Raw genomic sequence first — 24,833 nt, 5'->3', positions numbered from 1 at the left:
CACCTTTCAGTCCGTCAATGACTGAAAACAACTGTGATTCTCGGGTTTTACGTCAAACCGTCCCACCAAATCCGCCAATGATTGGCGTAATGAAGGGCGGTCACTATCATCGGCGCATGGACGTGACCTCCGATCGCTCCTCGCCGCGCAACAGGACCCGGGAAGAGATCTTCCGCGTCATGCAGGGCGGCGGGGCCCTCACGCGCGCGCACCTCGTCGAGGCCACCGGCCTGTCCCGCAGCACGGTCAACCACGCCGTCTCGCGGCTCATAGCCGAAGGACGCGTGACGGAGGGCGATCCGGCGGCCAAGGGACCGGGCAGCGGCAGCGGTCGCCCCGCAGGCGTACTGCGATGCGTCTCCCGCCGAAGCAGTTCCGCCGCACTCGACTTCGGACACAACCACATCAACGTCGCCGTCGTGGACAGCTCCGGCCACATGATCGCCCAGCAACGCGCCGACCTGGACGTCGACCTGTACGCGGCCAAGGCCATGGACGCCGCCGCGGACATGCTCGGGGCCCTTCGCCAGGAGCACGACGTCGACGACCTCTCCACCGTCGTCGTCGGCATACCCGGCCCGCTGGACTCCGCCTCCGGCCTGGTCCGTTCACCCACCATCCTCTCCGGCTGGGTCGGCCTCGATCCCCGACGGGAACTGGAACACCGGCTGGGTCTGCGGGTCCACGTCGAGAACGACGCCGTCCTCGGCGCCTACGGCGAACTGCGCCGGGGTGCCGGCCGCGGCTACACGGACTTCCTCTATGTGAAGGTGTCCCACGGCATCGGCGCGGGCATGGTGCTCAACGGCGAGCCCTACCGGGGATCGCTCGGCTTCGCCGGGGAGATCGGCCACACACCACTGCCCGGATACACGGAGCTGTGCCGGTGCGGCAGACGCGGCTGCCTGGAGGCGGTCGTCTCCGTCTCCTCGGTCATGGCACAGGTCGCCCACACGCATCCCAACCTGGATCCCGACGCCTCGCTCCCGGACCAGCCGGACGACCCCACCACCCGGCGCATCCTGAACGACGCGGGCCTGATGCTCGGAGGGGTCCTGTCCGTCCTGAGCAACCTCCTCAACCCGGCCGCACTCATCATCGGAGGCGAACTCGGGGCCATGGGCAGCCCACTGCTGGAAGGCGTCGCCTCGGCGGTGCAGCACAACGCCCAGCCCGCGATCGCCGCGTCCCTCGACATCCTGCCCGCCCAGCTCGGGCAGAACGCGGAACTGGTCGGGGCGGCAGCACTCGCCGGCGCGCTCGCCCGTAGCTGACCCAGAACCCCAGGACCGGGCCGCGGGCGCACGGAAGAGGAGCAGGTGCCGGCCGGCGGGTCTCGTAGCGTGAGGGTACGCGGATCACTGTGCTGGGAGGCTTCGGCGCGCAGCCGTCGTCTGGTCCGGCGTGCAGCGGCTTCCTCGCGGAGCACGAGGGCGGCTCGTCATCGACCTCGGATACGCCTCCCTCCCCCGGCGGCTGGAGCACACGACTGGGTCGTTGCCTCACGGGGTGCCCAACGCGGGCTTCCGGCTGACGGCGAGTGGGCGACGGCCGGCCTGCACCGGTGACACCGGGCCGTGCCCCGACACCAGCGAAGAACGACAACCGGTAGGTTCGTACCGCTGGGGTTTGAGTGACCATGGATGTTCAGGCGTCAGGGGTGGCGATGTGACCGAGACCGATCTGGAGCTGAGCGACGGGCGCAGACTGCATGTCTACGACACCGGCGCCGATGACTCCGACGCCCGCTTCGCCGTCTTCTGGCACCACGGCACACCGAACATCGGCACGCCTCCCGAGCCCCTCTTTCCGGACGCTGCCCGGATCGGCATCCGCTGGGTGTCGTACGACCGTCCCGGGTACGGCGGATCAACCCCTCGCCCGGACCGGAACGTGGCGTCGGTGGCTGCCGACGTCTCCGCCATCGCCGATGCGCTGAACATCGATCAGTTCGCGGTCATGGGCCATTCCGGTGGCGGTCCGCACGCCTTGGCATGCGGCGCGCTGCTGCCAGAACGTGTCCTCGGCGTGGTCAGCGTGGCAGGGCCGGCCCCGTTCGGCGCCGGAGGACTCGACTGGTTCGCAGGTATGACGGACTCCGGCGTGCGGTCCCTGCGCGCGGCCGCCGCGGGGAGGGCGGCGAAGGAGACCTACGTGGCGGGTGCCGAGTACGACCCGGACATGTTCACCCCGGCCGATCACGCCGCACTCTCCGATGAGTGGTCCTGGTTCGGTGATGTCGTCGGTCCAGCCATGGAGGCCGGTCCGGGCGGGCTGATAGACGACGACCTGGCCTACGTCGCCCCCTGGGGATTCGACCCCGGCCAGGTCGTCGCGCCCGTCCTGTTCCTGCACGGCGGCCAGGACCGGGTCGTGCCCAGCTCGCACAGCCAGTGGCTCGCGGGCCGCTGCCCCGCGGCAGAGCTGCGACTGAGCCCGGACGACGGACACATCTCCATTCTCAACGTCGGCGGGGCCGCGCTGGACTGGCTCGCGGACCACGCCGGCCACTGACGATCTCGGCCTGACGCCGCGCGGGCCCGCTCACTCCGGCCGCGGTCGTGCCTTCGGCTCAGACAGCCTCCGACTGGGCTTTGCGGGCGAGCAGTTGAACGCCCTGGAACTGTCGTCGGTCGGTGGGCTCAGGCTCGCGAACCATCCGGGCCACCTCGGCCAACCCGGAGTCGCGCAGCATCGCGGCGAGATGATCGGGCCACCAACGATAGGCCGGCGCGACTGTGTGGTCGAAGACCTGCGTCGGGTGAGACGGATCCTCGCTCGCCGAAAAGCCGATCAGAAGGTGGCCGCCAGGTGCCAGCACGCGATGGAACTCCGCCAGGATGACGGGGAGTTCCTGCGGCGGAGTGTGGATGATGGACCAACGCGAGAGTACGCCGCCCAGCGCGCCGTCAGCGATGTCCAGCGCGGCCATCGAGCCCACCTCGAACCGCAGGTCCGGATAGGCCTGTCGAGCCAACTCGATCATCGCAGGAGAGGCATCGACACCGAACGCCGCCAGCCCCAACTCATCCAGATGGGCCGTGATATGGCCTGGCCCACACCCCAGGTCCGCGACCTGACCGTCCCCACTCGCACGTACCACGTCGGCGAAGGCACTCAGGATCGCGCGGTCCAGGGGACTTTCACGCAGCGTGTCGCGGAACAGCTTTGCATACAGGGGGGCGGCGTCGTCGTAGGCGTCGCGGGTGACGCGGAGGACATCGTGTTCGACCATGCTCGCGACAATAGTTCCTCGCGTTGAGCTGAGCCCCGGAGAATGCGGCCCGCGTCGCGCGGTCCCGGTCGGCCAGCGGCCGGCCGGTGAGGTCCTCGCGAGCGTCCTCGACCGAGAAGTCCCCGGGCACGAATGCCTGAAGGGCGGTGAGGAACCCAGCCAGTTGGACGGCAGCCCGGGACGAGTCGGCCAGTGCCTCGGCAGTCGCCACCTCCCCGTCCAGCCAGCCGGACACGGCCCACGGCCACGGGTAGTCGAAGGCGGGCTCACCCACCGCCACCGCTACCGGGACGGCCAACGGCAGGTGCAGGGCAAGCCTGGGAAGCCACTCAGACTCCTTCTTGGCCTGCCTGATGGCCCCCGCATGGCTGGGCAGCCGGACGGACAGGTCCTCGCCCAGCCGGTAGATCACATGGTCCGAACCGGCCGGGTCGAGCAGCTTGAGAGGCAGCTCGGCCCACTGCGGGAACTGCGTATCGACCAGGCGCCTCGCCAGTGCGGCATCGATCGCGGGGCCGGGGTCCGCGGTTCTCCCGGTTGCCAAGAACAGCTCCTGCTGTGGGCCCGCTCCATGCGGCGGGCAGTCGGAGCCATCACAGTGCCCCGTGGACTCGGTTGTCGATCGGTTTTCTCGACTGGCCGTCCTCCGTTACACGGACTCCACGCGCCCGCCGGTCGAAGCCGACCCAGCGTCTTCCCCATGAACCCAGGGGTCTATCGCTGAAAATGACGGCGCCGGACCTTCAGGTTCCCGATGATCCACTGCCGCATCAGGCAACGTTCGCCTCGCTGACGGAGCACGGAGCACGGAGCACGGAGAAGTAAATCCGTGGGTTGGCGCAGGGGAATCTGCCACGATCATTGGATGGGTGCATTGGATGCAGTGGCAGGCAGGGTTGCCGGCGGGGCCACCGTGGCGTTCCGGCCCAGCGGTTCCTCGATGGTCCCGCTGATACGCAGTCGGCAGCACGTGGTCGTCGCCCCGGTCGACCCGTCGAAGTTGGAGGTCGGTGACATCGTTCTCGCCCGTGTCGCCGGGACGGTCTACCTGCATCTGGTGTCGTCCGTGGACCTCGCCAGGAAGCGGGTGCAGATCAGCAGTAACCGAGGCCGCGTCAACGGCTGGACCAGCCACGATCGTATCTTCGGGATCTGTGTGGCAGTCGACGGTGTCACCCGGTCACGAGTCGTGGGCAAGACGCTCGCGGCCGCCTCCAACGACTCCCCCTCAACCTGACGCTCCAGAGGCATCGGGCCGCCGAGCTATGCGGATTGCCGGCGTACCAGTGAACGCGCACCACCGCGTAGGGCTCGATCATCCTGACCTCGAACAAGACCTTCAGCGAAAGGGGACAGGTGTTCGGTGACCAGGTCCTGGCCACCGCCATCCTCGATCGGCCCCTGCTTCACTGTGACGTGATCTCCATCAACGGTCCCAGCTACCGCCTCAAGAACCGGCTCGCCGCTGTCGAGCGCGACACGGATGCGGCCTGACAGCTGGCGGTCCCCCTCGGCAGTCCCTCCGGATGAGTCAGCCGCACCTGGCGGTGCACAGAGAGCAGTACGCAGACACGGATGGCAGAACCAGTGCGCGTTCGCGAGATCGAAGGCGGCTTCGAAGTGCCCGGTGCGAACCCGGTACCAGGGTCCGTCCCGGCGGCCCGGCTGTGTGCTCTGGCTCATCCGGCGAGCGTGTACGGCTCAACCGTACAGTTCAACCAGGTTTCTCCGGCGCTCTTCCAGCGCGGGTGTGGTTCACCGGCCAGGGTCGTAGGGCGGGATGATCCAGCGCAGTACGGTTTCGCCTGCGCGGGATTCGAGGGTGGCGGGGTAGACCTGTCCGTGGGCCCGCTGTCCGCGATGGCGCATGGAGTGGTCCCCGGGCTCCCAGCCGAGACCGAGAACGGGGCAGCCGCCGAGGTCGACGGCGCCGGCCAGCAACGGGTGGTTCCATCCTGCACGGTTGAATCGGTGAAAGTCGGTGTGGGCGTCGACGGAGACCATCAGACCGTTGCCGGGTCCTTCGCGGGTCCAGGTCCGGAGCCGTTCGGCGACCGCTTCGGCCTCGGCCAGAGGGAGGTCGAGCCATCCGCGCGGCCCGTGTCCACTGGGATGCTGCGGGATGCGGTCACCGCCGAACTGCGCATGAACGGTGTCTGTGTACTTGCCCCAGTAGGTGACGTCCGCCAGGCCGTCGGTCGACCGGCCGCCCAGGCCGATGAAACCGTCCAGCGCCTGGGCGTCGCCGAGAACCATGCCGCACCGGTCGACCGGCAGGTCGCCGAGCCGCACGGGTTCGCCGTCATCGCGGCCGGGCCAGGACAGACCGAGGTCGACCTCCAGGACGGCGATCGTCGGTCCCCCGTCGAAGGGTGAGCCCGATGTCCTGGCCCGCACCTGCAGGGGCCGGTCTGCGGCGGCTGCCACGGCGATCGCCTCGCACATCCAGGCGGACGGCTCGCTGTCCTCGGGTCCGTGCAGGTGGCCACCGCCGACGGCCATTGCGGTTCGGGCCCGCTCGGACAGCGGCCGGCCCACCTGCGGCCAGTAGTCGATCCGGCCGGCCATCCCCAGCACGAGCATCCCGGAGGGCGCCGTGACGGTGCCAAGGTCGACATCGGTCTCATTCATCCGCTGATTGAACAGGCGCGGAACTGAAAAGATCAAGGTGCATCGCGCCCGGGGTTCGCGTGGAGCGGTCCTGCGGGTTGCGTTGCTCAGGGAGGGTGCCCCGGCGACCCGCGGCGTCGCCAGTCCACTCTCCTCGCCAGTACGACAAACGGATCCTCCAGGGCCGGGCACCACGCCCAAGTCATACTCCGCATCGCCCGGCACTCGGCATATGCGGTCATGGGCGCATCCCAAGGCCCACGTGATCGGGGACTCTCGACACGGCCCCGTCCTGCGGAATGCCCTGGTCACAGCGTCGGTGAAACACCGTCGGTCTCGACCGTGCCCGCATCTGCGCGGCGCGGCCGACCAGCCCGGTGATCCGGTGTACGCCTTGGCGCTCTCGAAAGATCGCAGTCCCGGCACCACGCCGGGGCGAATATCTTAGGAAAAGCCTTCTTTCACGCCGTTGTGGACGAAGAATCGCTTTCCCGATACTTCGAGTTGTCGCAGCCCTGCCAGGGAATCCGGCCCGCCGCCGAAGATGCGCAACCCGCTCCCGCTCCCGGGCCGGGACAGCTACCCCACTCCCCTTCGCTGTCCCGCCTGCACACGTCCCTGCCCTGAGGAGAAGTCCGATGGACAACCGGTACGAGGCCTACGCCTACGCAGACCCGATCTTCTACGACTCACCGCGACGGTGGGGCGCACAGGAGGAGTTCCCGGCCGTCAGCCGGCCGCTGCCCGCCGGATGGGAGCGCGGCGACCTGGAGATCTGGGCGGTGGTACGCCCTCAGAACGTGCAACTGCCCACGCAGGGCTGGAAGATCCATGTGTCCTCGTGCGCCGAGGACGCCGAGGCGGTGCTGGAGCAGGTCTACGACTACTGCCTGCGCGAGCACGTCACGTTCAAGTTCCTGCGCGGGCTGCCGATCCTGCAGATGCAGAACTCCAAGTACTCACCACGCGGGTCGAGCGGGAAGTTCTGCACGCTCTACCCGGTCGGCGACGCCGAGTTGAAGCGGTGCCTGGACGGTCTTGGCCGGCTGCTGGCAGGCCGCCGAGGACCGTACATTCTCAGCGATCTGCGCTGGGGGGAGGGCCCGCTGTATCTGCGCTACGGGGGATTCGCGGAGCGCCACTGCCACAACGACTCCGGCGAGCGGGTGCTGGCCCTCGAAGACCCGGACGGCCGGCTGGTCCCCGATGTCCGCGGCGCCGGCTTCTCGGTCCCCGACTGGGCGCCCGTGCCCGCCTTCGTCGAGGCCGCCATCACCGAGCGCACGGCGGGCCGGCAGCACGAACTGCCCTACACGGTGGAGCGGGTCCTGCATTTCTCCAACGCGGGCGGGGTCTACCTGGGGCGCAAGGACGCCGACGGTCCGCAGGTGGTCCTGAAAGAGGCCCGCCCCCATGCGGGTCTTGACCAGCGCGGGGTCGACGCCGTCACCCGGCTTCAGCAGGAACACGACATGATGGCCCGCCTGGCCGGACTGCCCGGTGTCCCCGCCCTGCACGAAATGCTGACCGTGTGGGAACACCGTTTCCTGGTCCAGGAGTTCATCGAGGGACAGTCACTGAGCGAATGGCTGACCGCGAGGTACCCGCTGATCCATCCGGACGCCGACGACACCACCGTCGCCGAGTACACCCGCGAAGCGATCGCCGTCGTGGACCGGATCGAACACATCCTCGCGACCATGCACGCCCGTGGAGTCGTCTTCGGAGATCTCCACCCCCGCAACCTGATCATCCGGCCGGACGGCGACATCTGTTTCATCGACTTCGAACTCGCCAGCCCCGTCGACGCCTTCGTGCGTCCCGCGCTGGGTGCCGCGGGCTTCACCGCGCCGAAGGGATACACCGGCCCCGAGATCGACCGGTACGGGCTGGCCGCGATCCGCCTGTGGCTGTTCCTGCCGCTGGCGCAGCTGCCCACCCTGGACGCGGGCAAGGGCGCCGAACTCGCCGACGTCATCGAACGCCGCTTCCCCGTGCCCCCGGAATACACCGCCGAGATCCGCCGTCTGCTGGCCCCCTCGGCCTCGGACGGCCGCACCCCCCGACCCGAACTCGGCCTGCGCAGGGCGCAGACGCAGGCCCTGCTGAGTGGTCCACAAGCGGACTGGACCGCCGTCCGCGACTCGCTCGCGGCCGGCATCCGGGCGATGGCCACCCCGCAGCGCGCCGACCGGCTCTTCCCCGGCGACATCGCCCAGTTCACCCAGGGCGCCCTGGGCCTGTCCCACGGAGCGGCCGGTGTGCTCTACGCCCTGCACACCACCGGTGCCGCCATCGACGCCGAACACGTCCAATGGCTCACCGACGCCGCCCGCAACCGCCGGGTCCAACCCGGCCTCTACACCGGCGGACACGGCGTGGCCTACACCCTCGACCTGCTCGGCGAACGGGACGCCGCACTCGACCTGCTGCACCGGCTCACCCACGCCACTCCGGACAGCCCACCGGGCCCGGACCTTTCCTCCGGCCGCGCCGGCATCGCCCTGACCCTGCTGCACTTCGCCACCGCCACCGGCGACCCCCTGCTGCTGGACTCCGCCCTCACCCACGCACAGGCCGCGGCCGACGAACTCGAGAAGGCGGGCCCCGCGAGCGGGCGCCGGAAAGCCGGCCTGATGGGCGGCGCGTCCGGTGCCGCCCTCGCCCTGATCCGCCTCTACGAACACACCGGTGACCACACCCTCCTCGACCGGGCCCAGACCCTGCTCGAACTGGACCTCGAACGGTGCGTGACCGCCGCCGACGGCACCGTCCAGGTCCTCGACGAATACCGGGTCCTCCCCTACATCGAAACCGGCAGCACCGGCATCGGACTGGCCCTGAACGCCCTGCTCGCCCACCACCCCGGCAGCCCCACAGCCCGCTACCGGGCACCGATCCGCCGCGCGGCCGAACCCGAATTCATCATCCAGCCCGGCCTGTTCAACGGTCGCGCGGGACTCCTCGGCTACCTCGCCCTCACCCGGCCCCGCCCGCACACCTCGCAAACCCCGCACGGCCCGCACGGCCCGCACGGCCAGCACCGCCTGCACAGCGCGGACGCCCGACACACCCTGGACGTCCCGGACGCGGAGGGCCCGGACGCGGCCGCCCACTGCCAGACAGCACTGGACCGCCACCGCAGGCTCCTGGCCCTCCACCAGATCTCCTACCAGGGCCACCTCGCCTTCCCCGGAGACCAGCTCCTACGACTCTCCGCAGACCTGGCAACGGGCTCCGCGGGCGTACTCCTTGCCCTGGGCACCGCCCTGGCCGGCACTCCCCTGCTCCCCTGGACCGGCGGACCGGACCCGACGCCGGCGGCCCCCGCCCCGCCGCGGTCGGCCATGGCCGAGCACCGTCCAGCCGCCGCTGAGTACCCGGCCGCCGGGCACGGCCGGACCCCGCTGACCGCCCCGCCGGCCACGGCCGACCACCACTGACCACGTCACCGCAAGCCGCGACACGCACAACGGAGTTGCGCACCCCAGGCTCCCGGCCGCCGGCCGGGTGATCCACCCGTCAGTGACAACAAAGGAGAACAGACATGATGATCCTCGACCTCCAGACGATGGACCTGCCCGAGACCGAGGCCACCCCCATCGACGACACCCTCGCCAGCACCAGCTCGCTGAGCGTGCTCAACTGCGGCACCAGCACCGTGAGCACGATCCTCTGCGTCTGACAAGCACCACCCCGTAGGGGCACACACAGCACAGCCGGCCGGGCCGCCACCAGCGGCCCGGCCGGTCGCCCGCAGGCTCACAGCGCCCCGCTACCCCTCCTCTCCCGGCCCACTCCACCACCACAGCGCGCTCCACCAACGCAGCGCGCTCCACCAACGCAGCGCCCTCCCGCCGAGGCCCCGCCGGCCCACACGACTTCACCCCACCCGGCGCCCTCTCGGCCTCCACCTCAAAAGCCCCTCAACAGCCCCTCCCTACGCCAGGTGCGCGCCCAAGTACGACGCTCCCCCGCCATCCAGAGAGGTTCCCCGTGGCCGACGAGCCTCCTCCCCCCGCTCCCCGCACAACGGGCCCACTGCGGCTGCGCCATGAACTGACCGCCGAACCCGGCCCACTCACCGCCGCCCTGCTCCTCGCACTCGCCGCGACCGTCGCCACCCTCGCCCTCCCCCTGTTCCTGCGGGACGTCATCACCGACTTCTCCGACCACCACCCGCTCACCGGCCACATCACACTGATGTGCGCGGCCGCCACCGCCGGCGCGCTCACCCAGGCCTGCTCCGGCTTCCTGCTCGCCCGCATCGGCGAACGCATGGCCTACCGGCTGCGCATCGCCCTGATGGAACACGCGCTACGACTGCCCCTGCCCGTCGTCCGGACCCAGGGCACCGGGGAACTGGCCGCCCGGATCACCTCCGACGCCCTGTTGCTGCGCCAAGTCGTGGACGTGGCCACCCAGTTGCCCCTTGCCACCGTGACCATCGCAGCGACCCTGGCCGTGATGGTGTGGATCGACTGGGTCCTGACCCTGGTCACCCTTGTCTCCCTGACCGGCCTGACCCTCATGGTGATGCTCGTGCTGCGCCGCATGCGGGCCAACGTGACCGGCCAGCAGAACGCCGTCGGGCACATCGCCCAGCGCTTCACCGCGAACCTGGAGGCCCTCACCACCATCAAGGCCAACCGGGCAGAGCCGCTGGCCACCCGCGCTCTGGCCGCGGACGCGGAACGGCTGCGCTCCATCTCCCTGGAAGGCGCCCGCCTGGGCACCCTCATCCCCGCCGTGCTGACCCTCGGCAACCAGCTCGCCATGATCGCCGTGATCCTCACCGGAGGCGCCCGCCTCGCCGCCGGCGACATCAAGGCCGCCGCCTTCGCCGCGTTCCTCCTCTACCTGCTGCAGGCCATCCCGTCCGTCAACACACTGGCCACCGGCCTCGGCCGGCTGCAGTCGGGCCTCGCCGCCCGCGACCGCTGCAACGACCTGCTGCTCCTCCCGCCGGAGAACGACCCCGCAGACCACGAACAGGCCGCCCCCACACCGCTGCCCGACGCACCCGCCGTCACCTTCGACTCCGTCTCCTACACCCACGCCGGAGCCGGCCACCCCACGCTGCACGGCATCTCGTTCACCACCGCCCGCACCGGACTCACCGCCGTGGTGGGCCCTTCAGGAGCCGGCAAGACCACCACTCTCGCCCTCATCGACCGCTTCATACGGCCCTCCTCCGGCACCATCACCGTCCTCGGCCACGACACCCGGCACTGGCCCCTGAACGCTCTGCGCGCCCGCATCACCTACGTCGACCAGACCTTCACGCTCCTCGAAGCCACCGCCCGTGAAAACCTCCAGCTCGGCCGCACCACCCAGGCCACCGAAACCGAGCTCGCCACCGCCCTGGACGCCGTCGGACTCACCGAAGACATCGCCCGCCTCCCCCAGGGCCTCGACACCCACCTGGGCCGCGAAACGGACCTCTCCGGCGGCCAGAGGCAACGCATGGCACTCGCACGCGCCCTGCTCTCCGACGCCGAAATCGTCCTCCTCGACGAACCCACCAGCCAACTCGACGGGCTCAACGAACAACGCTTCCGCACCATCATCGAAAACCTGGCGACAACGCGCGCCGTCATCGTCGTCGCGCACCGCCTCTCCACCGTCCAGCACGCCCACCACGTGATCATGCTCAACCAGGGAACCGTCACCGACACCGGCAACCACCCCACGCTCCTCGCGCGCTGTGCCCCCTACCGGCAGCTCATCGCCAGCCAGGCAGTCACCGGACACTGAGGAAAGGCGGGACGGCATGGCGGGCGAATCACCCGGTGACCGGATCGAGCAGGATCGAAGAAGCCACCGTCACCCGGCCGCGGCTAGCGTGATCCGCATGACCTCCATCGCATCCGTCACCCTTGAGGTGGACGACTCCGCCGCCGCCCAGAACTTCTACGACGCCACCTTCAAACTCGGCTCCCAGCTGCGCCTGCGTGCCTCGGAGGCGCCCACGACCGGCTTCCGCGGATTCACCCTGGGTCTCACCGTGTCCCAGCCGGCCGACGTCACCAGCCTCATCGACACCGCCCTCATGGCCGGCGCCACATCACTGAAGCCCGCGTCGAAGTCCCTGTGGGGCTACGGCGGCGTCGTACAGGCCCCGGACGGAACGATCTGGAAGATCGCGACCTCGGCGAAGAAGGACACCGGCCCGGCCACCGGAGCCATCGACGAAACGGTGCTCCTGCTCGGCGTCGAGGACGTGAAGGCCAGCAAGCGGTTCTACGTCGAGCAGGGCCTGACCGTCACCAAGAGCTTCGGCGGCAAATACGCCGAATTCGCCCCAGGCGATGCGAACCAGGTCAAACTCGCACTCTACAAGCGCCCGGGCCTGGCCAAGGACCTCGGCGTCCCCGACGACGGCAGCGGATCACACCGGGTCGCCGTCACCAGCTCCACCACGGCGTTCACCGACCCGGACGGCTTCACCTGGGAAGCCTTCTCCTCGACCCCCACACAGCCCTGACCGGCGCCCCCGCCCCTCCCTCCGCCCCGACCCGCCGGACCCGGCGCGGCAAGTCCCGCGCGACGTCAGCCACCGCACCGAACCGGCGTCGCCCGCATCCCGAAACAGGAGCCGGCCCAACGCTCGCCGTCCCGGCCACTCCCTGACCAGCCGTAGTCACTCGGCCGGTTGCGCGCCCGGACCCCGCAGACGTGAGGGCCGCTGCCGGGAGTCCCGGGGGTCAGACCTGACGCGGATGGCCCACCCGCGTCCTGCCGCGCGTCACCGGCCCGGCCGCTCGCCGCCGGCGGCGAGCCGGGCCTCGAAACCGTCGAGGAGGGACTGGAGGCCGAACTCGAAGGCGTTGTCGGGCCCTCCGGCGTACTCCGCCGCGGCCGTGGTGTCGAGGCGTGTACGCAGGTGCGGGAATCGCATGGCGGTTTCGGTGGCACGTTCCATGGCGTCGGCCATCAGTCGCTCGGCGTCCGCGCCGCTCCTGTTCAGCCGACGGTTCAGGGAAACCTGCGCGGCGGGGCCGAGCGCGCTGCCGAGCACGAAGGCGAGCGCGGCACCGGCCGCCCGGTCCGCGTCGGCGGCGGCGAACCCCGCCTTCTCGTAGATGGCCAGGCTGACGTCGTTGTTGCCGGCCTGGGCGGGTCCGTACAGGAGGTGACTGCCGAACGCCTGGACGAGCCAGGGGTGCCGGGTGAGCATCGCGTGCACGCCGACAGCGTGGGCGGCGGCCGCCGTGCGCCAGTCGGTCGCGTCGAGGTCGGGTGCCTCGACCTCGGTCCAGACAGCGTCGCTGGCGAGCCGGACCAGGTCGTCCTTGTTCTTGATGTGCCAGTAGACGGCCGTGGCGGCCGAGCCGAGGCGTTGCGCCAGGCTCCGCATATTGAGGCCGTCCAGCCCCTCTTCGTCGAGCAGCTCGATGGCCGCACGAATGATCCGGTCTGCGGTCAGCGTGTCTCGCGGCATGGCCACCATGGTACTTGAACTTAGTTCATGACGAGTCTTGCACTTTGTTCAAGTGAGTCGTACGCTGCTGCTCGTACTTAGTTCAAGCGTCGGAAGGGGGAGCCATGTCGCAGGACAAGTTGTCGGAGTTCGTCACGTCGCAGGCCACGGAGTTCGGCGTTCCGGGCGCAGCCGTCGGAGTGCTGCTGGGCGGCCGGGAGATCCACGCCTCGCACGGTGTGACCAGCCTCGCCAACCCGCTGCCGGTCGACGAGAACACCCTCTTCCCTCTGGCGTCGGTGTCCAAGACCTTCACAGCCACCGCGCTGATGTGCCTTGTCGCCCAGGGAAGGGTGGACCTGAACGCGCCCGTGCGGCACTACGTGCCCGAACTGAGACTGGCCGACGAGCAGGCCGCGGCGCGGATCACCGTCCTGAACCTGCTGAACCACACCGCGGGCCTGGACTGGAACCTGATCGACGACGGCGCGGGTGACCGTTCCCTGGCCGGGCTGGTGGCGAAGCTGCCCGGACTTCCGCTGATCGCTCCGCCCGGAGCCCGCGCCTCGTACAGCCAGGCCGGCTACAACCTGGCCGGCCGGATCGTCGAGAAGGTCACAGGCCTTCCCTTCGAGCAGGCCATGGCCTCACTCGTCCTGGAGCCGGTGGGCCTGGAGGACACCGTGTACGGACTGGCGGAGGTGATGATCCGCAAGTTCGCCGTGGGCTACAACCGCGACGCGGACGGGGCACTGCGAGTCGCCCGGCCCTGGAACGCGTTCAAGGAGGGTGCGCGCGGCGACAACCCCGGCGGCGGCCTCGCCTCCTCGGTGAGCGATCTGCTGCGCTGGGCACGGTTTCAACTCGGCGACGGCGACGGCGTACTGCCCGCCGCGGACCTGCACCGCATGCGGGAGCAGACCGTCGAAATGCGCGGCAGTACGCTCGGCGACGGCTTCGGCATCTGCTGGTTCCTGCACGACTTCGACGGACTCCACGGGATCGGCAGCGGCGGATCGGGCAACGGCCAGTTCGCCGAGTTGCTCATCGTGCCCGAGCGCGACTTCGCGGTGGTCTCCCTGGCCAACGTCGGTCCGGACGGCTATCCCTTCAACCAGTCCATCGTGCGGTGGACTCTGGAGCACTACCTCGGTTACGTCGAAAAGACGGTGGAGCCGCTCCCGTACGACGAAGCACAGGCCCAGCAAGTCGTCGGCCACTACGAGATCGACGCCCTGAACCTCGACATCGCCACCGACGGCACCCGCCTCACCCTGGAGGTCGGGATCAAACCGGAGATCCGCGAGGCATCGGACGAGGACATGCCCCCGGACTACCCGGCCGCGAACATCGGCTTCCTTCCCGGCGACGGGAACGACTACGTCATCACCGAGGGCGGCCTCGAAGGGCAGCGCGGCTACTTCTCCCGCGACGCCAACGGCACGGTCACCGGCGTCGACCTCGCCGGCCGGCTGTTCGGCCGGGGCCCGCGAACGTCCTGAGCCGACGCCGGCAGGGGCGGACCCCTTGAGGGGCCGCCCCTGCCGCGCCCCGGACCGGGGGCGGCCGACGTGCCGTCATGACCCGTCCCCCGCCTCGGAGCCGACGCGATCCGCTCCCGCGTGCCGGCACACACGGCCGGCCTCCACCGCATGCGCGCCGGTCCGCGTCTCCCATGAACCGCCCGCTCGGCACCGGTGACGGCTGACCGGTCAGGGCACCGAAACGTCCAGCGGCAGGGCCCGGTGGAAGACGGCCATGGTCCGGCCGGGCCCGTTGTAGTCGTCGACGATCCTCATGTCGAAGCCGAGGCTGCGGTGGAAGGCGATCGAGCCGGTGTTCCCGACCGACGTGATCGCCTTCAACCGTCGTGCACCGTGACACTCCGCCGCTTCGGCGAACGCCGTGTACATTCGGCGCCCGAGGCCGGTTCCACGTGCGTCGTCCCGTGTGGCGATCAGATGCACATAGCCGGTGCCGTCCGGAGTGACGAACCCGAAGACGTACCCGCGGATTCCGTCCTCGGCACGAGCGACCAAACACATGGAACCGAACTCCTGCACCAATGCGAGAAGGTGCAGGGAGCGCAGGTCGCGTTCGCCCCAGTAGCGGGGGTGATCCATCAAGACCTGGTGGAAGTCGGCCACATCGGCCGACACTATGTCCATCCCCATGAAGACGATCATGGCAGACGCCGGTCAGCACCGCACCGGACAACACCGAAGCCCCGTCTCAGCGGGGTTCAGCAGATCTCACCGGGCGTTGACCACGGGGCGAGCCGGTGGTGACAGCAAATCAGGTCGACGACGGTCACCGCGATACCCGATGATGCGCTCATGTCCCTGACAGAGACTCTCGCCCGAGTCGACGCGGACCTGGCCGCGGGCCGGGTCCCCGTCGCACGCCAGCGCCTGCGCGGGCTCGTGTCGTCCTTTCCGAACGACCTGACACTTCGCCGCCGCCTGGGCGAGACCTACCGGTTGTACGGAGAGCCCGCGGAGGCGGGCCGCTGGATGTACCTCGAACAGGACCGGGACGCATCCGAGACCTCGGTCTTCGAGGCGAGGTACGACACCGCCCCGAAGCGCATGCGTGCGCTCGCCTGGCAGGGGCCCGAGTCTCTTGCCACATCGGCCTTCGCCAGACAACAGCTGGAAGCCGTGCGAGCAGACTGCTCCGACGCCATGGGACACCCCGTCGATTGGGACACGGTGCCGTCCAGCCGGAGGACAGTCGGCAAGGGCAGCGCCATCACCGACGCCTTGGTCGCGACCGGATGCCTGGTGGTGGTCCTCGCGTTCTTCGCTGTCTGGGTGAACGGGCTCGTCGCGCTCTTCGATTGACTCGAGTCGCCCCCGACCACGAGGGAGCCACGCAGAGTCCGGGTTCGGAGCGTCCTGGCCGTCCGGCACTCGGTCACGGACGAACCGCGCACCGAGGGCACCGACTTCGCGGCGGTCCCGCTCACGGAGCAGACGAGGCCCGCATCCCGGGCAGGCGTCAGAGGCCGCCGCTGAAGCCGGTATGCCCAGTGCCGCCGTCGCCGTCGCTGTGACGTCGGGGGGCCGGGCAGGGGAATGATCCGGTCCGTGAACGGCCGTGCCCACCGGCGGACGCTTCGCCGGTCCGGCCGCCGCCGCGCGGCGCGGCGGCGGCCGGACGCGCGAGGGACCGAGGCTCCCCCCGGTCGTCCTCGCGCGAGTGCCCTCCGGACGGTGGCGCGGGGCTGCGGGGGTTGCCTCGCCTGCACGTCCTGGAGGGCGCGAGGCTGGAGCCGCGCAGTCGGCGATGCGGCTCCAGCTGGCCTCACAAGTGAGTCACGGCTCGGGGTCCGGGAGCCTGCGGCATGGGCGAGAGCCCGACTTCACCTGCTCCGAGAGTAGAAGGTCCGCCGGGATGATCGGAAGCCGGTTGCCGGAACGCGACCGAGAGGACCGCGTCGACGGTGGTCCGGCGGAGCGGTGGACGAGTTCGGCGGCCGGTGGACACGACCGCCGGTCCATCGCCGCGCCCGGCTCAGCCGATCACAGGAACCGCCACAGGTGGTCGGCGGTTCCGTTGTCGTCGAACTGGACCACCTGCGCGCTGTTGTCGGTGGACATCCGGTCCACGCCGAGGACTTTGCCGCTGTTCTTGTTGCGGATGCGATACCAGCCGGCGCCGTCGTCGACCAGTGTCCACAGGTGATCGTCTGTTCCGTTGTCCTCGAATTGCACAACGATCGCGCTGTTCTCCACGGACATGCGGTCGACGCCAAGTACCTTGCCGCTGTTGCCGTTTCGGATCAGATACCAGCCGTCACCCCTGTCGACCAGCTGCCAGGCGTGGTCACCCGTCCCCGTATTGTCGAACTGCACGACGCGTGCGCTGTTCTCGGTGGACATCCCGTCGACGGCGAGGACCTTCCCGCTGTTCTTGTTGGCGAGCCTGCGGAACGGTGGTTCCGGCGTCCAGGGGCGGCCGTCGGGTGCCGCCGTGGGGAACGACGTGATACGAAGGCGAGCGGCCCCCATGGGGATGAGGGTGACCGTCTCCACCGGAGCCTCGCTGCGGGCGGGACAGTCCTGGAGCGGTGCGACGACGTGTTCGTCGTCCGCGACCCACTCCTGGATCCTCCGGGCTTGCGCCGAGATGCGAAGAGGCGTCGTACCCGGGGTGAACGGCTGGTCCGGCACGACGGCACTGGTCTGTGCGGGGATCAGCTGGGTCTCGGGAAGGAGACCGTAGTTCCATGCGGTGGTCGCGTGGACCTCGTACGCGGGGAACATGGCATCTCCCGCGTAGCGGTCGTAGCGTTCGCCGATCTTCAAGGAGTAGGCGAGCGGGCCTCTCTCGACGCTGACCGCGCCGTGCTGGCCGGGCCAGGCGCGCAGCCGGGCCTGCTGAGGCAATTGCAGGCGGACGATGTCGCCGTCGCGCCAGGTGCGCTCCACCCGCGCCCAGGACGGGCCGTCCGAGGCCGCTGCTGGAGTGCCGTCGACCTGCAGCCGCGGCCCTTTGCACCAGCCCGGCACGCGCAGCTGAAGAGGGAAGGACACGGGACGGGGCGTGGAGATGGTGAAGGTGACCGTGTCCTCGAAGGGATAGCCCGTTTCCTCGGTGACGGTGACCGTCACTCCGCCCGCGACCGTGGCCCGGACCGTGCTCGGGGCGTAGAGGGCGGCGGCCAGACCGCCGTCGGCACTGGCGAGCCAGAGTTCCTCGGTGAAGTACGGCCAGCCCATACCGTAGTTGTGCGGGCAGCACCAGTACTGGTCGACGCCGGCCTGGAAGGACTGCATGGCGAAGCCGTTCTGGAACTGCCCTTGTGTCTTGGGACGGTTGTCGAGGTCGATGCTGTTGGCGCCGGTGATGTAGTGAACGGCCTTGCCGTCGGGATCGAGCGAGGCCGGGAGCATGTTGAAGGCCAGGTCCTCGCAGCGGTCCGCCCACACCGGATCGCCGGTGATCCGGGTCAACAACTCGTGGCTGGCCATGAATTCGACGATGCCGCAGGTCTCGAAGCCCTGCCGGGGGTCCGTGAAACCGGGCCGGACGTTCTCGTCGCCGGCCAAGCCGCCACCGGGGAAACGCCCGTAGGTGCCCATGACGGTGTCGTAGGCACGGTAGGTGGCCCGGGTGAGCTCGGCGGAGCCGGTCAACTGGGCGTACTGAGCGGGCTCCCGGAAGCCCTGGGCGATGTTCACGTTGTGCCGGCTCGGGGTGGCGCCGGTCCAGTCGACGCCGTAGGTGTGCATCTTGGCGGCGAGATCGAGCAGGAACGCCTCGCCGGTTCGGCGGTGGAGCCACACGACGATGTCGAGACCGTCGCCCCAACGGTATGACACCCAGCTGGTGTTGAACGCACCCGGCCCCTGGGCGTTCATGTAACGAAGGAAACGGACCAGGAACGGCACGACCCGCTGATCGTGGGTGTACTCCTCGTGTGTCCGCAGGGCTTGCAGGAGCGGCAGGAAAGGCCAGAAGTCCGGGCCTCCGTTGAGTGCGGTGCGTAAGGCGCCCGGTCCGAAGAAGCCGTCGCTCTGCTGGGTTGCGAGGATCCCGTCCACCCACTCCCGCGAGCGGGCCAGCGCGTGCGCGTCACCTGTGGCGATCGCCAGCGGTATGTAGCCGCGCAGCCAGTACGGCACCTCCTCCCAGGCGTTGTGCTCGGGATGAACCCAGCCGGTGGTGGCGAGATCGAGGAAGTGCGAGACATTTTCGTACGTGCCGCACAATCCGGCGAGCTGCAAACGGAGTTGGCCGGCGAGCCAGCCACGGGCGACCACACTGCCGGGCGGCAGCTTCTGGAATCTGTCGGGCACCTGCGTTTCGGCTCGCGGTTGGGGAACCGCGGCCGCGGCTCCCGCGAAAGCGACTCCGAGAGCCGCCGCTCCCAAGGCGCTGGAGCCCATACCGAGGATTTTCCGCCTGCTGATCGACATACAGATGACCTGCCTTCCGAGAGGGGTCGGCTCGCTGTGCGACAACGTTGTCTCGCGCCGGACAACGCCGGACAACGCCGGATCATCCAGCGGCGGTTCGGCGGCGTGAAGGCGGAAAGCGGTGGGAAGCGCCGCGGTCTTCTACAACGTTGGAAATAGTGCCGCGGACATGACAGCACGGCCCGGTCCGCCTGTCCAGAGTTCACGCGCACCACGCGAAGAGCACCCGCACAGTCACGCTTCGGACGCGCTGCGGCATCCTCGTTCAGCGGCGAATCCACCACACTCTGTCGCCGGTGACAGTGACGACGGATGCGCGCGAATCCGTGTCGGCGCCAAGCGGTCAGGACCTGATGGCCCGTTGCGGCGTCTTAGAGCCCGGATCCGGGAAGCAACATGTTAATTCTCTGCAAGCCCTCAGCGGTCGGCTCCGGAAGCCCTTCAGAGGTTGACTCCGGAGCCGTTGTCGCGAGTAGCGATCGGCCAGATTTCGGGCATGGCGAGGTAGGGGCTACTGCTCCGGTGGGGCGGTCGCGGAGAGGGCGTGCAGATCGTCGAAGGCTTGGAGGAGATGTGCGTCCAAGCTCTGCGAGGGGTCGTCGATCCAGGCTTGGGCGGCGTGGTGGAAGGTGGCCCAGCCGGTTCGTGCGGCCAGACCGGCCAGCCGGTCGGGGACATCGCGCTGACGTAGCGCCTCCGCTATGGCTTCGGTGAGGGATGCGGCCTTGGCCAAGTCGCGTTCCCGGAGGGCTGGGGTCTTGGCGATGACCGCTAGCCGCGGCTCGGAGAACGGGCGGTTGTCCTCAAGGATTCGTCCAGCTTTCCGGAAGGCGCACAGCAGAATGCCGAGCGGCTGCAGGCCGTCGGGGGCGTCGGCGACCTCCTGCGTCAGGGCGGCACGCAGGTCGGCTTCGCCACCGAAGAGCACCTCGCGTTTGTCCGGGAAGTGCCGGAAGAACGTGCGCTCGTTGACTCCTGCCCGGGCGGCGATCTCAGCAGTGGTGGTCTGATCGAACCCGCGTTCCCGGTACAGCTCCAGAGCCGCCTCCTGAAGGCGGCGGCGCGCTTCCGCTCCGCTTCGTGGCACCCCTCGAAGATACCGCATGCGCCGGTGACTGACGCTCCTTGACGCCAGTGACTGGCGCTACGTAAGGTCAGTCACTGGCGCTACTTAGCGCCAGTGACTGTCGTTAAATGGGAAGTTTTCGTCGCTGGTGGCAGCGACCCCGACCTTTCGGCCCGAACGCCGTCGAGGCGATCAAGATCTCCGTTGGGCACCGCTCACCGAATTTCGCCGAACCGCCGCCTGGTAGCGGCCGCGCGGCGGCCGTCGAAGTCCGAGCGCCGGCCGCCTCGCAGGCCCTGACAGGACGCGAATGCGACGCGTCGCTGCGCCGTTGCCGTCGAAGGCAGGCCATTCCTGCCTCACCCACGCCGGACCCGTTCAGCGGCCCCGGTGCACACACCCACAGAGAGAGCGTTTCATGCATATCTTTGTCACTGGTGGTTCTGGCCAGACCGGCCCCGCTGTCGTCGCCGAACTCGTCGCGGCCGGCCACGACGTCACTGGCCTGGCACGCTCGGATGCCGCCGCCGCCCGGCTGGAGTCGCTGGGCGCCACACCACACCGCGGTTCCCTGGACGACCACGACAGCCTGCGTCGCGGCGCCGAAGCCGCCGACGGCGTCCTGCACATGGCCTACGGCGGAGACTTCTCCGACCTCGACGACATGATGAGGCGCGACCGGACCGCAATCGAGGCCCTCGGCCGGCCGTTGGAACACTCGGGCAAGCCGCTCGTCATCACCTCGGGCACGCTGGTCATGCCCGCCGGCCGGGAGACCACCGAGAAGGACGAGCCCGACACGGCCGGGATCGCCGCCTTCCGCATCGCGGGCGAGCGAGCCTGTCTGGACTTCGCCGCCCGGGGAGTACGCGCGAACGTGGTCCGCCTCGCTCCTACCGTCCATGGCCCTGAAGACCACGGCTTCATCCCCATGCTCATCGCCACCGCACGAAAGACCGGCGTCTCAGCCTACGTCGGCGACGGCACCAACCGGTGGCCCGCAGTGCACCGGCTCGACGCCGCGGTCCTCTTCCGCCTGGCACTGGAGAAGGCTCCTTCGGGCAGTGTGCTGCACGGAGCGGCCGAAAGCGGCGTCACCATGAAGAGCATCGCGCAGACGATCGCCCGGGGCCTGGACCTGCCGACGGTCTCACTGACCCCCGACCAGGCTGCCGGGCACTACGTCAGCCCGTTCATGGCCAGGGTCTACGGCTTCGACGCGCCCGTCTCCAGTGCTCACACACGAGGGCTGCTCGGCTGGTCTCCTACCCATCCGGCACTGCTCGATGACCTGGAGCACGGCGACTACTTGACCACGCCGGCCTCCTGACCCCCTCACACCTGTCCGAACTCCCGTCGTCGGTGTCCTCGGGGGCGTCCGGGTTGTGCAGAGGCCGCAGTCCCTGGCCGGGACCGGCTGTCGTGGATGTGGAACTGGAAGCGGCCAAGAAGTTGATGCGGCGGCCCTTGGTGAGCTTTCCCGCTTACTTCAGGGTTCGACGATCTGAGGACCGTGAGCAGGGGTGAGGAACAGACCGCAGATTCTCATCACTTGACGGTTCGTCGTCACCGCGGCAGTTCGCCGTCGACGTAGGCGAACTGCCGCGGTGACGGACGTCCAGGCCCGCGAGCTGGGGCCAGGAGGCGCGGGCGGTCAGCTTCTGGGCGCGGGAGGGACTTGGTCGACTCCGGCACGGTGGGCATGCGTCCATCCTGACCGGTCGTCGTGGCGGGGGTGCTGCAGACTCCCGCAGGCAAGATCCACTTCTGCTGATCGGTTTGCCTGCCTTGCCCGTTGCCGCCGCCTGCCCGGTATCCCCGACTGCCTCGCAAAGGCAGCGCCTGAAGAAGGCGGCCTTCGGTCACAAGCCCCCTCACCAGGCGCGGATCCGGGCCTGGTGGTGCTGCACGCGGCGCGGGGCCACTCCAATGCCCGGATCGCCCGGGCGACGGGCCTGCACCTGGACACGGTGGGTCGGTGGCGAGGCCGGTTCTCCCATGGCGGCCTGCTGGCCCTGGCCGACGCCAGACGCCCCGGGCGCCCTGCCCGGTCCACCCCGGTGCACGCCGCCGAGACCAAGGCCCTGGCCTGCCAGTTGCCGGCCGAGACCGGCATCCCGCCGTCGCGCTGGTCGTGCCCCGAACTGGCCGCCGAACTGACGGCGCGCGCCATCACCGGCCCCGCGCCAAGGCCAACCGGGCTCCCTGGCCCCCGGAGCGGCCCGCGCCAGGCGGGTGAACCACACCTACGGGCTGGGCGGCGCGCCGGCCTACCTGGCTTGCCTACGACGTCCACCGCGCGAAGGTGTTCGGCCGCACCGAGGCGCGCACCGGCATCGAGCCGTTCATGAACCTGGTCGCCCAGGTCATGGCCCAGGAGCCGTACGCCGGCGCCGAGCGCGTGTTCTGGATCGTCGACAACGGCTCCTCCCACCACGGGCAGAAGGCCGCCGACCGCCTCACCAGCGCGTTCCCGAACGCGGTCCTGGTGCACACCCCGGTGCACGCCTCCTGGCTGAACCAAGTGGAGATCTACTTCTCCGTCGTGCAGCGCAAGGTCGTCTCGCCCAACGACTTCACCGACCTCGCCCAGGCCGGGGACCGGCTCCGAGCATTCGAAGACCGCTGCAACGCCACGGCACAGCCGTTCCAGTGGAAGTTCACCACCTCCGACCTGGACGATCTACCGGCCAGACTCGACCGACACCACCCTCATGGCGCACCTCGCCCTGGTGGTCGGTGACGGCGACGGCGACTGCACCAGCTGGCTGGAGCCTGTCAGTGACGAGCAGTACGCCGCAGCCCTCGCCACCATCAAGGGCTGACGGTCCGAGGGAGCCTGACAAGAGCCGCTCCGGCGCCGTGACGCCGGAGCGGCACTCCACGAGGATCCTGCTTCGGTCCAGCCCCTGAACACCGCAGCGCGTCCTGCGAGTACCCCCGTATGGCGGAGCTGGGCGCACCCACGCGCGAGGAATCCATCCATCATGCAGCCCTCCGCGCACACCGCCACCGGACAAGCCCACGCCGAGCCCCCCGCCGACGCCCCGCCCGTCGGCGCACGGCCGGTGCGGGCTCCCGTCGACGGTCTGGAGGTCCGCATGGCCGCGGTCAAGAAGGACATGGACGCCCGGCTCGCCCTGGCGGCCGTCGCGTACGAGGTCAACGCCGCGCACATCGATACCGCCCCCGTCGACTGGTCCCGCATCGGGGCCCCGATGGCTCCCGGCGCACCGCTCCCGGCGCCCAACCCGTACGCCACACCCATCGCCGCGCTCCTGCACCGTGCCTCCCTGCGACTGCGGGAAGTGGGCTGGTGCGCGGGAGCGCTGAGAGACGAGGACGGGAGCCTGTGTTCGCAGGGCGCCATCCGGATGGAAACCGGCGGCGACCGGCGTCTGGAGGCTCAGGCGCTGGAGGTACTGCTCGAAGCGATCCGCAGACGGTTCGGCCCCCACGTGGAATCGGTGCCCGCCTTCAACGACGCCTGGGCCGGCGGACGTGAACCGACACGCATGATGGAGCAGGCCTGCATTCTCGCGGACGCTCGTGGCATCTGAATCCGCGTACCCGCCTCAGTCGCGGATCATGGACATGAGCAGCCGGTGGGTTTCGGTGTCGGCGGCCGCCACGAGTCCGACGCCTGCCTGCCCGACCGGGTTACCGTCGATCCCGGTGACCACGCAGCCGGCGGCCCGGCACAAGGCGATGCCTGCGGCGAAGTGCACACTCGCGGACAGATCGCCGCCGTCCGTCACGTAGGCGGCGCGTTTACCGGCGGCTACCCAGGCCAGCGCCAGAGTCGTGGACACGACCCGAGGCCGGAAACGTTCCACGAAGTCGGGCCGTGCCAGCAGGTTCACCGCACGGAAGCCGGGCGCGCTGGTGAACGGCGGGTCCAGATTGACGTCGACGAGACGGCCGGCGGACGTGGGCGCCAGTCGGACATCGGCACCGTCGTGCCGCACCCAGGCCTGTTCCCCGTCGGTGAAGAAGACCTCGCCGCTGAACGGATCGGCCGCCGCCGCGGCACCACCGCGGAGTGCCACGTTGACCGCCACCAGCATGTTGCCGACCGCGTAGTTCAGCGTGCCGCACAGGGGATCCACCAACCACTGGCGCGGGGCCTCCGCGGGACCCCGTCGCCCACCTTCTTCGCCGAGCACCGCGTCGTCGGGCCGGGCGGCACGAAGGACGTTGAGGATCGCCTTCTCGGCCTCCACGTCGGCGGTGGTCGCGAAGTCTCCGCCACCCTTGTCGATGCGCGTGAGCCGTCGCCCGTACATGGTGCGCACCACGCCCGCGCCGGCGCGGGCCGCGGCTATGGCGACCCCGGCATCGTCGAGGCTCGCAGAGGAGTCGATCACATCACGCAGGATATCGAGGGAATCAGCGGGCCGGCCCGCGGCCACCGAATCGCCACGCGAGCGCGACGGGCTCCCCGCGGACCGGCACGGGCTTCGGTGCGCCGGGTGGGACCTGTGGGGGCGCCGGGACCGATTGTCAGTGGCCGCAGCTAGCGTTCAGCTCATGGTCGCACTCGGCCCGGGACTGGACTGACCTGGGTGAACTGTG

General features: G+C 69.7%; 20 protein-coding genes and 3 pseudogenes. 15 read left to right on the top strand and 8 right to left on the bottom strand.

The genetic code is table 11. The features are described 5' to 3' along the window. Window positions 1-116: 116 nt before the first annotated feature. Both ACFYW8_RS40230 and ACFYW8_RS40225 read left to right on the top strand, forming a co-directional pair. Window positions 117-1,274: an ROK family protein gene (locus tag ACFYW8_RS40230; RefSeq protein WP_389090857.1), complete on the top strand. Its 1,158-nt coding sequence runs from the start codon at window positions 117-119 to the stop codon at window positions 1,272-1,274. A gap of 394 nt (window positions 1,275-1,668) precedes the next feature. Then, entirely contained in the window at window positions 1,669-2,514 is an 846-nt protein-coding gene (locus ACFYW8_RS40225; protein ID WP_389090853.1) for an alpha/beta hydrolase, read from the top strand. A 58-nt stretch (window positions 2,515-2,572) separates the two neighbouring features. Here ACFYW8_RS40225 and ACFYW8_RS40220 read toward each other — a convergent pair whose 3' ends face one another. Continuing rightward, a complete protein-coding gene (locus ACFYW8_RS40220) occupies window positions 2,573-3,235 on the bottom strand; it encodes a class I SAM-dependent methyltransferase (RefSeq protein ID WP_365878658.1) in 663 nt (220 codons plus the stop codon). A gap of 37 nt (window positions 3,236-3,272) precedes the next feature. Continuing rightward, window positions 3,273-3,779 (bottom strand): annotated as a pseudogene (locus ACFYW8_RS40215) (phosphotransferase); the annotation flags it as partial. 321 nt (window positions 3,780-4,100) lie between these two features. Here ACFYW8_RS40215 and ACFYW8_RS40210 point away from each other — a divergent pair. Both ACFYW8_RS40210 and ACFYW8_RS40205 read left to right on the top strand, forming a co-directional pair. Continuing rightward, window positions 4,101-4,472 carry a S24/S26 family peptidase gene (locus ACFYW8_RS40210; RefSeq protein ID WP_365878654.1) on the top strand — a complete coding sequence of 124 codons (372 nt, stop codon included), beginning with the start codon at window positions 4,101-4,103 and terminating at the stop codon, window positions 4,470-4,472. Between the two features lie 74 nt (window positions 4,473-4,546). Next, window positions 4,547-4,729: pseudogene (locus ACFYW8_RS40205) on the top strand (ATP-binding protein); the annotation flags it as partial. A 261-nt stretch (window positions 4,730-4,990) separates the two neighbouring features. On the opposite strand, the gene ACFYW8_RS40200 reads toward ACFYW8_RS40205, so the two are convergent. Further along, window positions 4,991-5,866, bottom strand: a complete 876-nt coding sequence (locus ACFYW8_RS40200; protein WP_389090845.1) for a hypothetical protein — start codon at window positions 5,864-5,866, stop codon at window positions 4,991-4,993. A 617-nt stretch (window positions 5,867-6,483) separates the two neighbouring features. On the opposite strand from ACFYW8_RS40200, the gene lanKC reads away from it, so the two are divergent. The 4 genes from lanKC to ACFYW8_RS40180 all read left to right on the top strand — a co-directional run bounded on the left by lanKC (window position 6,484) and on the right by ACFYW8_RS40180 (window position 12,332). Then, the gene (gene lanKC / locus ACFYW8_RS40195) at window positions 6,484-9,288 is read left to right on the top strand and encodes a class III lanthionine synthetase LanKC (protein WP_389090842.1); all 2,805 of its coding nucleotides are present in this window, start codon (window positions 6,484-6,486) and stop codon (window positions 9,286-9,288) included. A 104-nt stretch (window positions 9,289-9,392) separates the two neighbouring features. Continuing rightward, window positions 9,393-9,530: a SapB/AmfS family lanthipeptide gene (locus tag ACFYW8_RS40190; protein WP_107065889.1), complete on the top strand. Its 138-nt coding sequence runs from the start codon at window positions 9,393-9,395 to the stop codon at window positions 9,528-9,530. 311 nt (window positions 9,531-9,841) lie between these two features. Further along, complete coding sequence (locus ACFYW8_RS40185; RefSeq protein ID WP_389090836.1) at window positions 9,842-11,602, top strand: ABC transporter ATP-binding protein; 1,761 nt, start codon at window positions 9,842-9,844, stop codon at window positions 11,600-11,602. A 97-nt stretch (window positions 11,603-11,699) separates the two neighbouring features. Then, window positions 11,700-12,332: a glyoxalase gene (locus tag ACFYW8_RS40180; protein ID WP_389090831.1), complete on the top strand. Its 633-nt coding sequence runs from the start codon at window positions 11,700-11,702 to the stop codon at window positions 12,330-12,332. Between the two features lie 261 nt (window positions 12,333-12,593). Here the strand turns inward: ACFYW8_RS40180 and ACFYW8_RS40175 are convergent, their stop codons facing one another. After that, window positions 12,594-13,289 (bottom strand): TetR/AcrR family transcriptional regulator, encoded by a 696-nt coding sequence (locus ACFYW8_RS40175; protein ID WP_389090827.1) that lies wholly within the window; start codon window positions 13,287-13,289, stop codon window positions 12,594-12,596. A 104-nt stretch (window positions 13,290-13,393) separates the two neighbouring features. Between ACFYW8_RS40175 and ACFYW8_RS40170 the strand changes: the two genes are divergently transcribed. Continuing rightward, entirely contained in the window at window positions 13,394-14,770 is a 1,377-nt protein-coding gene (locus ACFYW8_RS40170) for a serine hydrolase domain-containing protein (RefSeq protein ID WP_389090823.1), read from the top strand. A 210-nt stretch (window positions 14,771-14,980) separates the two neighbouring features. Here ACFYW8_RS40170 and ACFYW8_RS40165 read toward each other — a convergent pair whose 3' ends face one another. Next, window positions 14,981-15,454, bottom strand: a complete 474-nt coding sequence (locus ACFYW8_RS40165) for a GNAT family N-acetyltransferase (RefSeq protein WP_365878640.1) — start codon at window positions 15,452-15,454, stop codon at window positions 14,981-14,983. Window positions 15,455-15,604: 150 nt separating this feature from the next. On the opposite strand from ACFYW8_RS40165, the gene ACFYW8_RS40160 reads away from it, so the two are divergent. Then, window positions 15,605-16,111, top strand: a complete 507-nt coding sequence (locus tag ACFYW8_RS40160; protein ID WP_389090815.1) for a DUF6584 family protein — start codon at window positions 15,605-15,607, stop codon at window positions 16,109-16,111. A 681-nt stretch (window positions 16,112-16,792) separates the two neighbouring features. Here ACFYW8_RS40160 and ACFYW8_RS40155 read toward each other — a convergent pair. Both ACFYW8_RS40155 and ACFYW8_RS40150 read right to left on the bottom strand, forming a co-directional pair. After that, entirely contained in the window at window positions 16,793-19,192 is a 2,400-nt protein-coding gene (locus ACFYW8_RS40155; RefSeq protein ID WP_389090810.1) for a beta-L-arabinofuranosidase domain-containing protein, read from the bottom strand. A 511-nt stretch (window positions 19,193-19,703) separates the two neighbouring features. Next, on the bottom strand, window positions 19,704-20,279 hold the full coding sequence (locus tag ACFYW8_RS40150) for a TetR family transcriptional regulator (protein WP_389090805.1): 576 nt from the start codon (window positions 20,277-20,279) through the stop codon (window positions 19,704-19,706). 397 nt (window positions 20,280-20,676) lie between these two features. Between ACFYW8_RS40150 and ACFYW8_RS40145 the strand changes: the two genes are divergently transcribed. From ACFYW8_RS40145 to ACFYW8_RS40125, 5 genes and pseudogenes are all read left to right on the top strand, one after another. Beyond that, complete coding sequence (locus ACFYW8_RS40145) at window positions 20,677-21,588, top strand: SDR family oxidoreductase (RefSeq protein ID WP_389090800.1); 912 nt, start codon at window positions 20,677-20,679, stop codon at window positions 21,586-21,588. A 277-nt stretch (window positions 21,589-21,865) separates the two neighbouring features. After that, entirely contained in the window at window positions 21,866-22,609 is a 744-nt protein-coding gene (locus ACFYW8_RS40140; protein WP_389090797.1) for a helix-turn-helix domain-containing protein, read from the top strand. Then, the gene (locus tag ACFYW8_RS40135; protein ID WP_389090793.1) at window positions 22,564-23,001 is read left to right on the top strand and encodes a transposase; all 438 of its coding nucleotides are present in this window, start codon (window positions 22,564-22,566) and stop codon (window positions 22,999-23,001) included. The genes ACFYW8_RS40140 and ACFYW8_RS40135 overlap by 46 nt, the downstream gene beginning before the upstream one ends. After that, a pseudogene (locus ACFYW8_RS40130) lies at window positions 22,958-23,083 on the top strand (cupin domain-containing protein); the annotation flags it as partial. The gene ACFYW8_RS40135 and the pseudogene ACFYW8_RS40130, both read left to right, overlap by 44 nt. A gap of 162 nt (window positions 23,084-23,245) precedes the next feature. After that, window positions 23,246-23,818 carry a hypothetical protein gene (locus ACFYW8_RS40125; RefSeq protein WP_389090789.1) on the top strand — a complete coding sequence of 191 codons (573 nt, stop codon included), beginning with the start codon at window positions 23,246-23,248 and terminating at the stop codon, window positions 23,816-23,818. A 15-nt stretch (window positions 23,819-23,833) separates the two neighbouring features. On the opposite strand, the gene ACFYW8_RS40120 is transcribed toward ACFYW8_RS40125, so the two are convergent. Then, entirely contained in the window at window positions 23,834-24,625 is a 792-nt protein-coding gene (locus tag ACFYW8_RS40120; RefSeq protein WP_389090786.1) for an inositol monophosphatase family protein, read from the bottom strand. Window positions 24,626-24,833 lie beyond the last annotated feature (208 nt).

The organism is Streptomyces sp. NPDC002742, from assembly GCF_042888885.1.
In the GTDB taxonomy this organism is placed as follows: Bacteria; Actinomycetota; Actinomycetes; order Streptomycetales; family Streptomycetaceae; genus Streptomyces.
The sequence above is the reverse complement of the archived record's forward strand: the minus strand, read 5'-3'. Positions and strand labels throughout refer to the sequence as shown.

Coding starts and splice junctions, on each gene's coding strand:
- ACFYW8_RS40230 (WP_389090857.1), top strand. CDS start 117: ATGGACGTGACCTCCGATCGCTCCTCGCCGCGCAACAGGACCCGGGAA.
- ACFYW8_RS40220 (WP_365878658.1), bottom strand. CDS start 3,235: ATGGTCGAACACGATGTCCTCCGCGTCACCCGCGACGCCTACGACGAC.
- ACFYW8_RS40210 (WP_365878654.1), top strand. CDS start 4,101: ATGGGTGCATTGGATGCAGTGGCAGGCAGGGTTGCCGGCGGGGCCACC.
- ACFYW8_RS40200 (WP_389090845.1), bottom strand. CDS start 5,866: ATGAATGAGACCGATGTCGACCTTGGCACCGTCACGGCGCCCTCCGGG.
- lanKC (WP_389090842.1), top strand. CDS start 6,484: ATGGACAACCGGTACGAGGCCTACGCCTACGCAGACCCGATCTTCTAC.
- ACFYW8_RS40190 (WP_107065889.1), top strand. CDS start 9,393: ATGATGATCCTCGACCTCCAGACGATGGACCTGCCCGAGACCGAGGCC.
- ACFYW8_RS40180 (WP_389090831.1), top strand. CDS start 11,700: ATGACCTCCATCGCATCCGTCACCCTTGAGGTGGACGACTCCGCCGCC.
- ACFYW8_RS40175 (WP_389090827.1), bottom strand. CDS start 13,289: ATGCCGCGAGACACGCTGACCGCAGACCGGATCATTCGTGCGGCCATC.
- ACFYW8_RS40170 (WP_389090823.1), top strand. CDS start 13,394: ATGTCGCAGGACAAGTTGTCGGAGTTCGTCACGTCGCAGGCCACGGAG.
- ACFYW8_RS40165 (WP_365878640.1), bottom strand. CDS start 15,454: ATGATCGTCTTCATGGGGATGGACATAGTGTCGGCCGATGTGGCCGAC.
- ACFYW8_RS40160 (WP_389090815.1), top strand. CDS start 15,605: ATGTCCCTGACAGAGACTCTCGCCCGAGTCGACGCGGACCTGGCCGCG.
- ACFYW8_RS40155 (WP_389090810.1), bottom strand. CDS start 19,192: ATGTCGATCAGCAGGCGGAAAATCCTCGGTATGGGCTCCAGCGCCTTG.
- ACFYW8_RS40145 (WP_389090800.1), top strand. CDS start 20,677: ATGCATATCTTTGTCACTGGTGGTTCTGGCCAGACCGGCCCCGCTGTC.
- ACFYW8_RS40125 (WP_389090789.1), top strand. CDS start 23,246: ATGCAGCCCTCCGCGCACACCGCCACCGGACAAGCCCACGCCGAGCCC.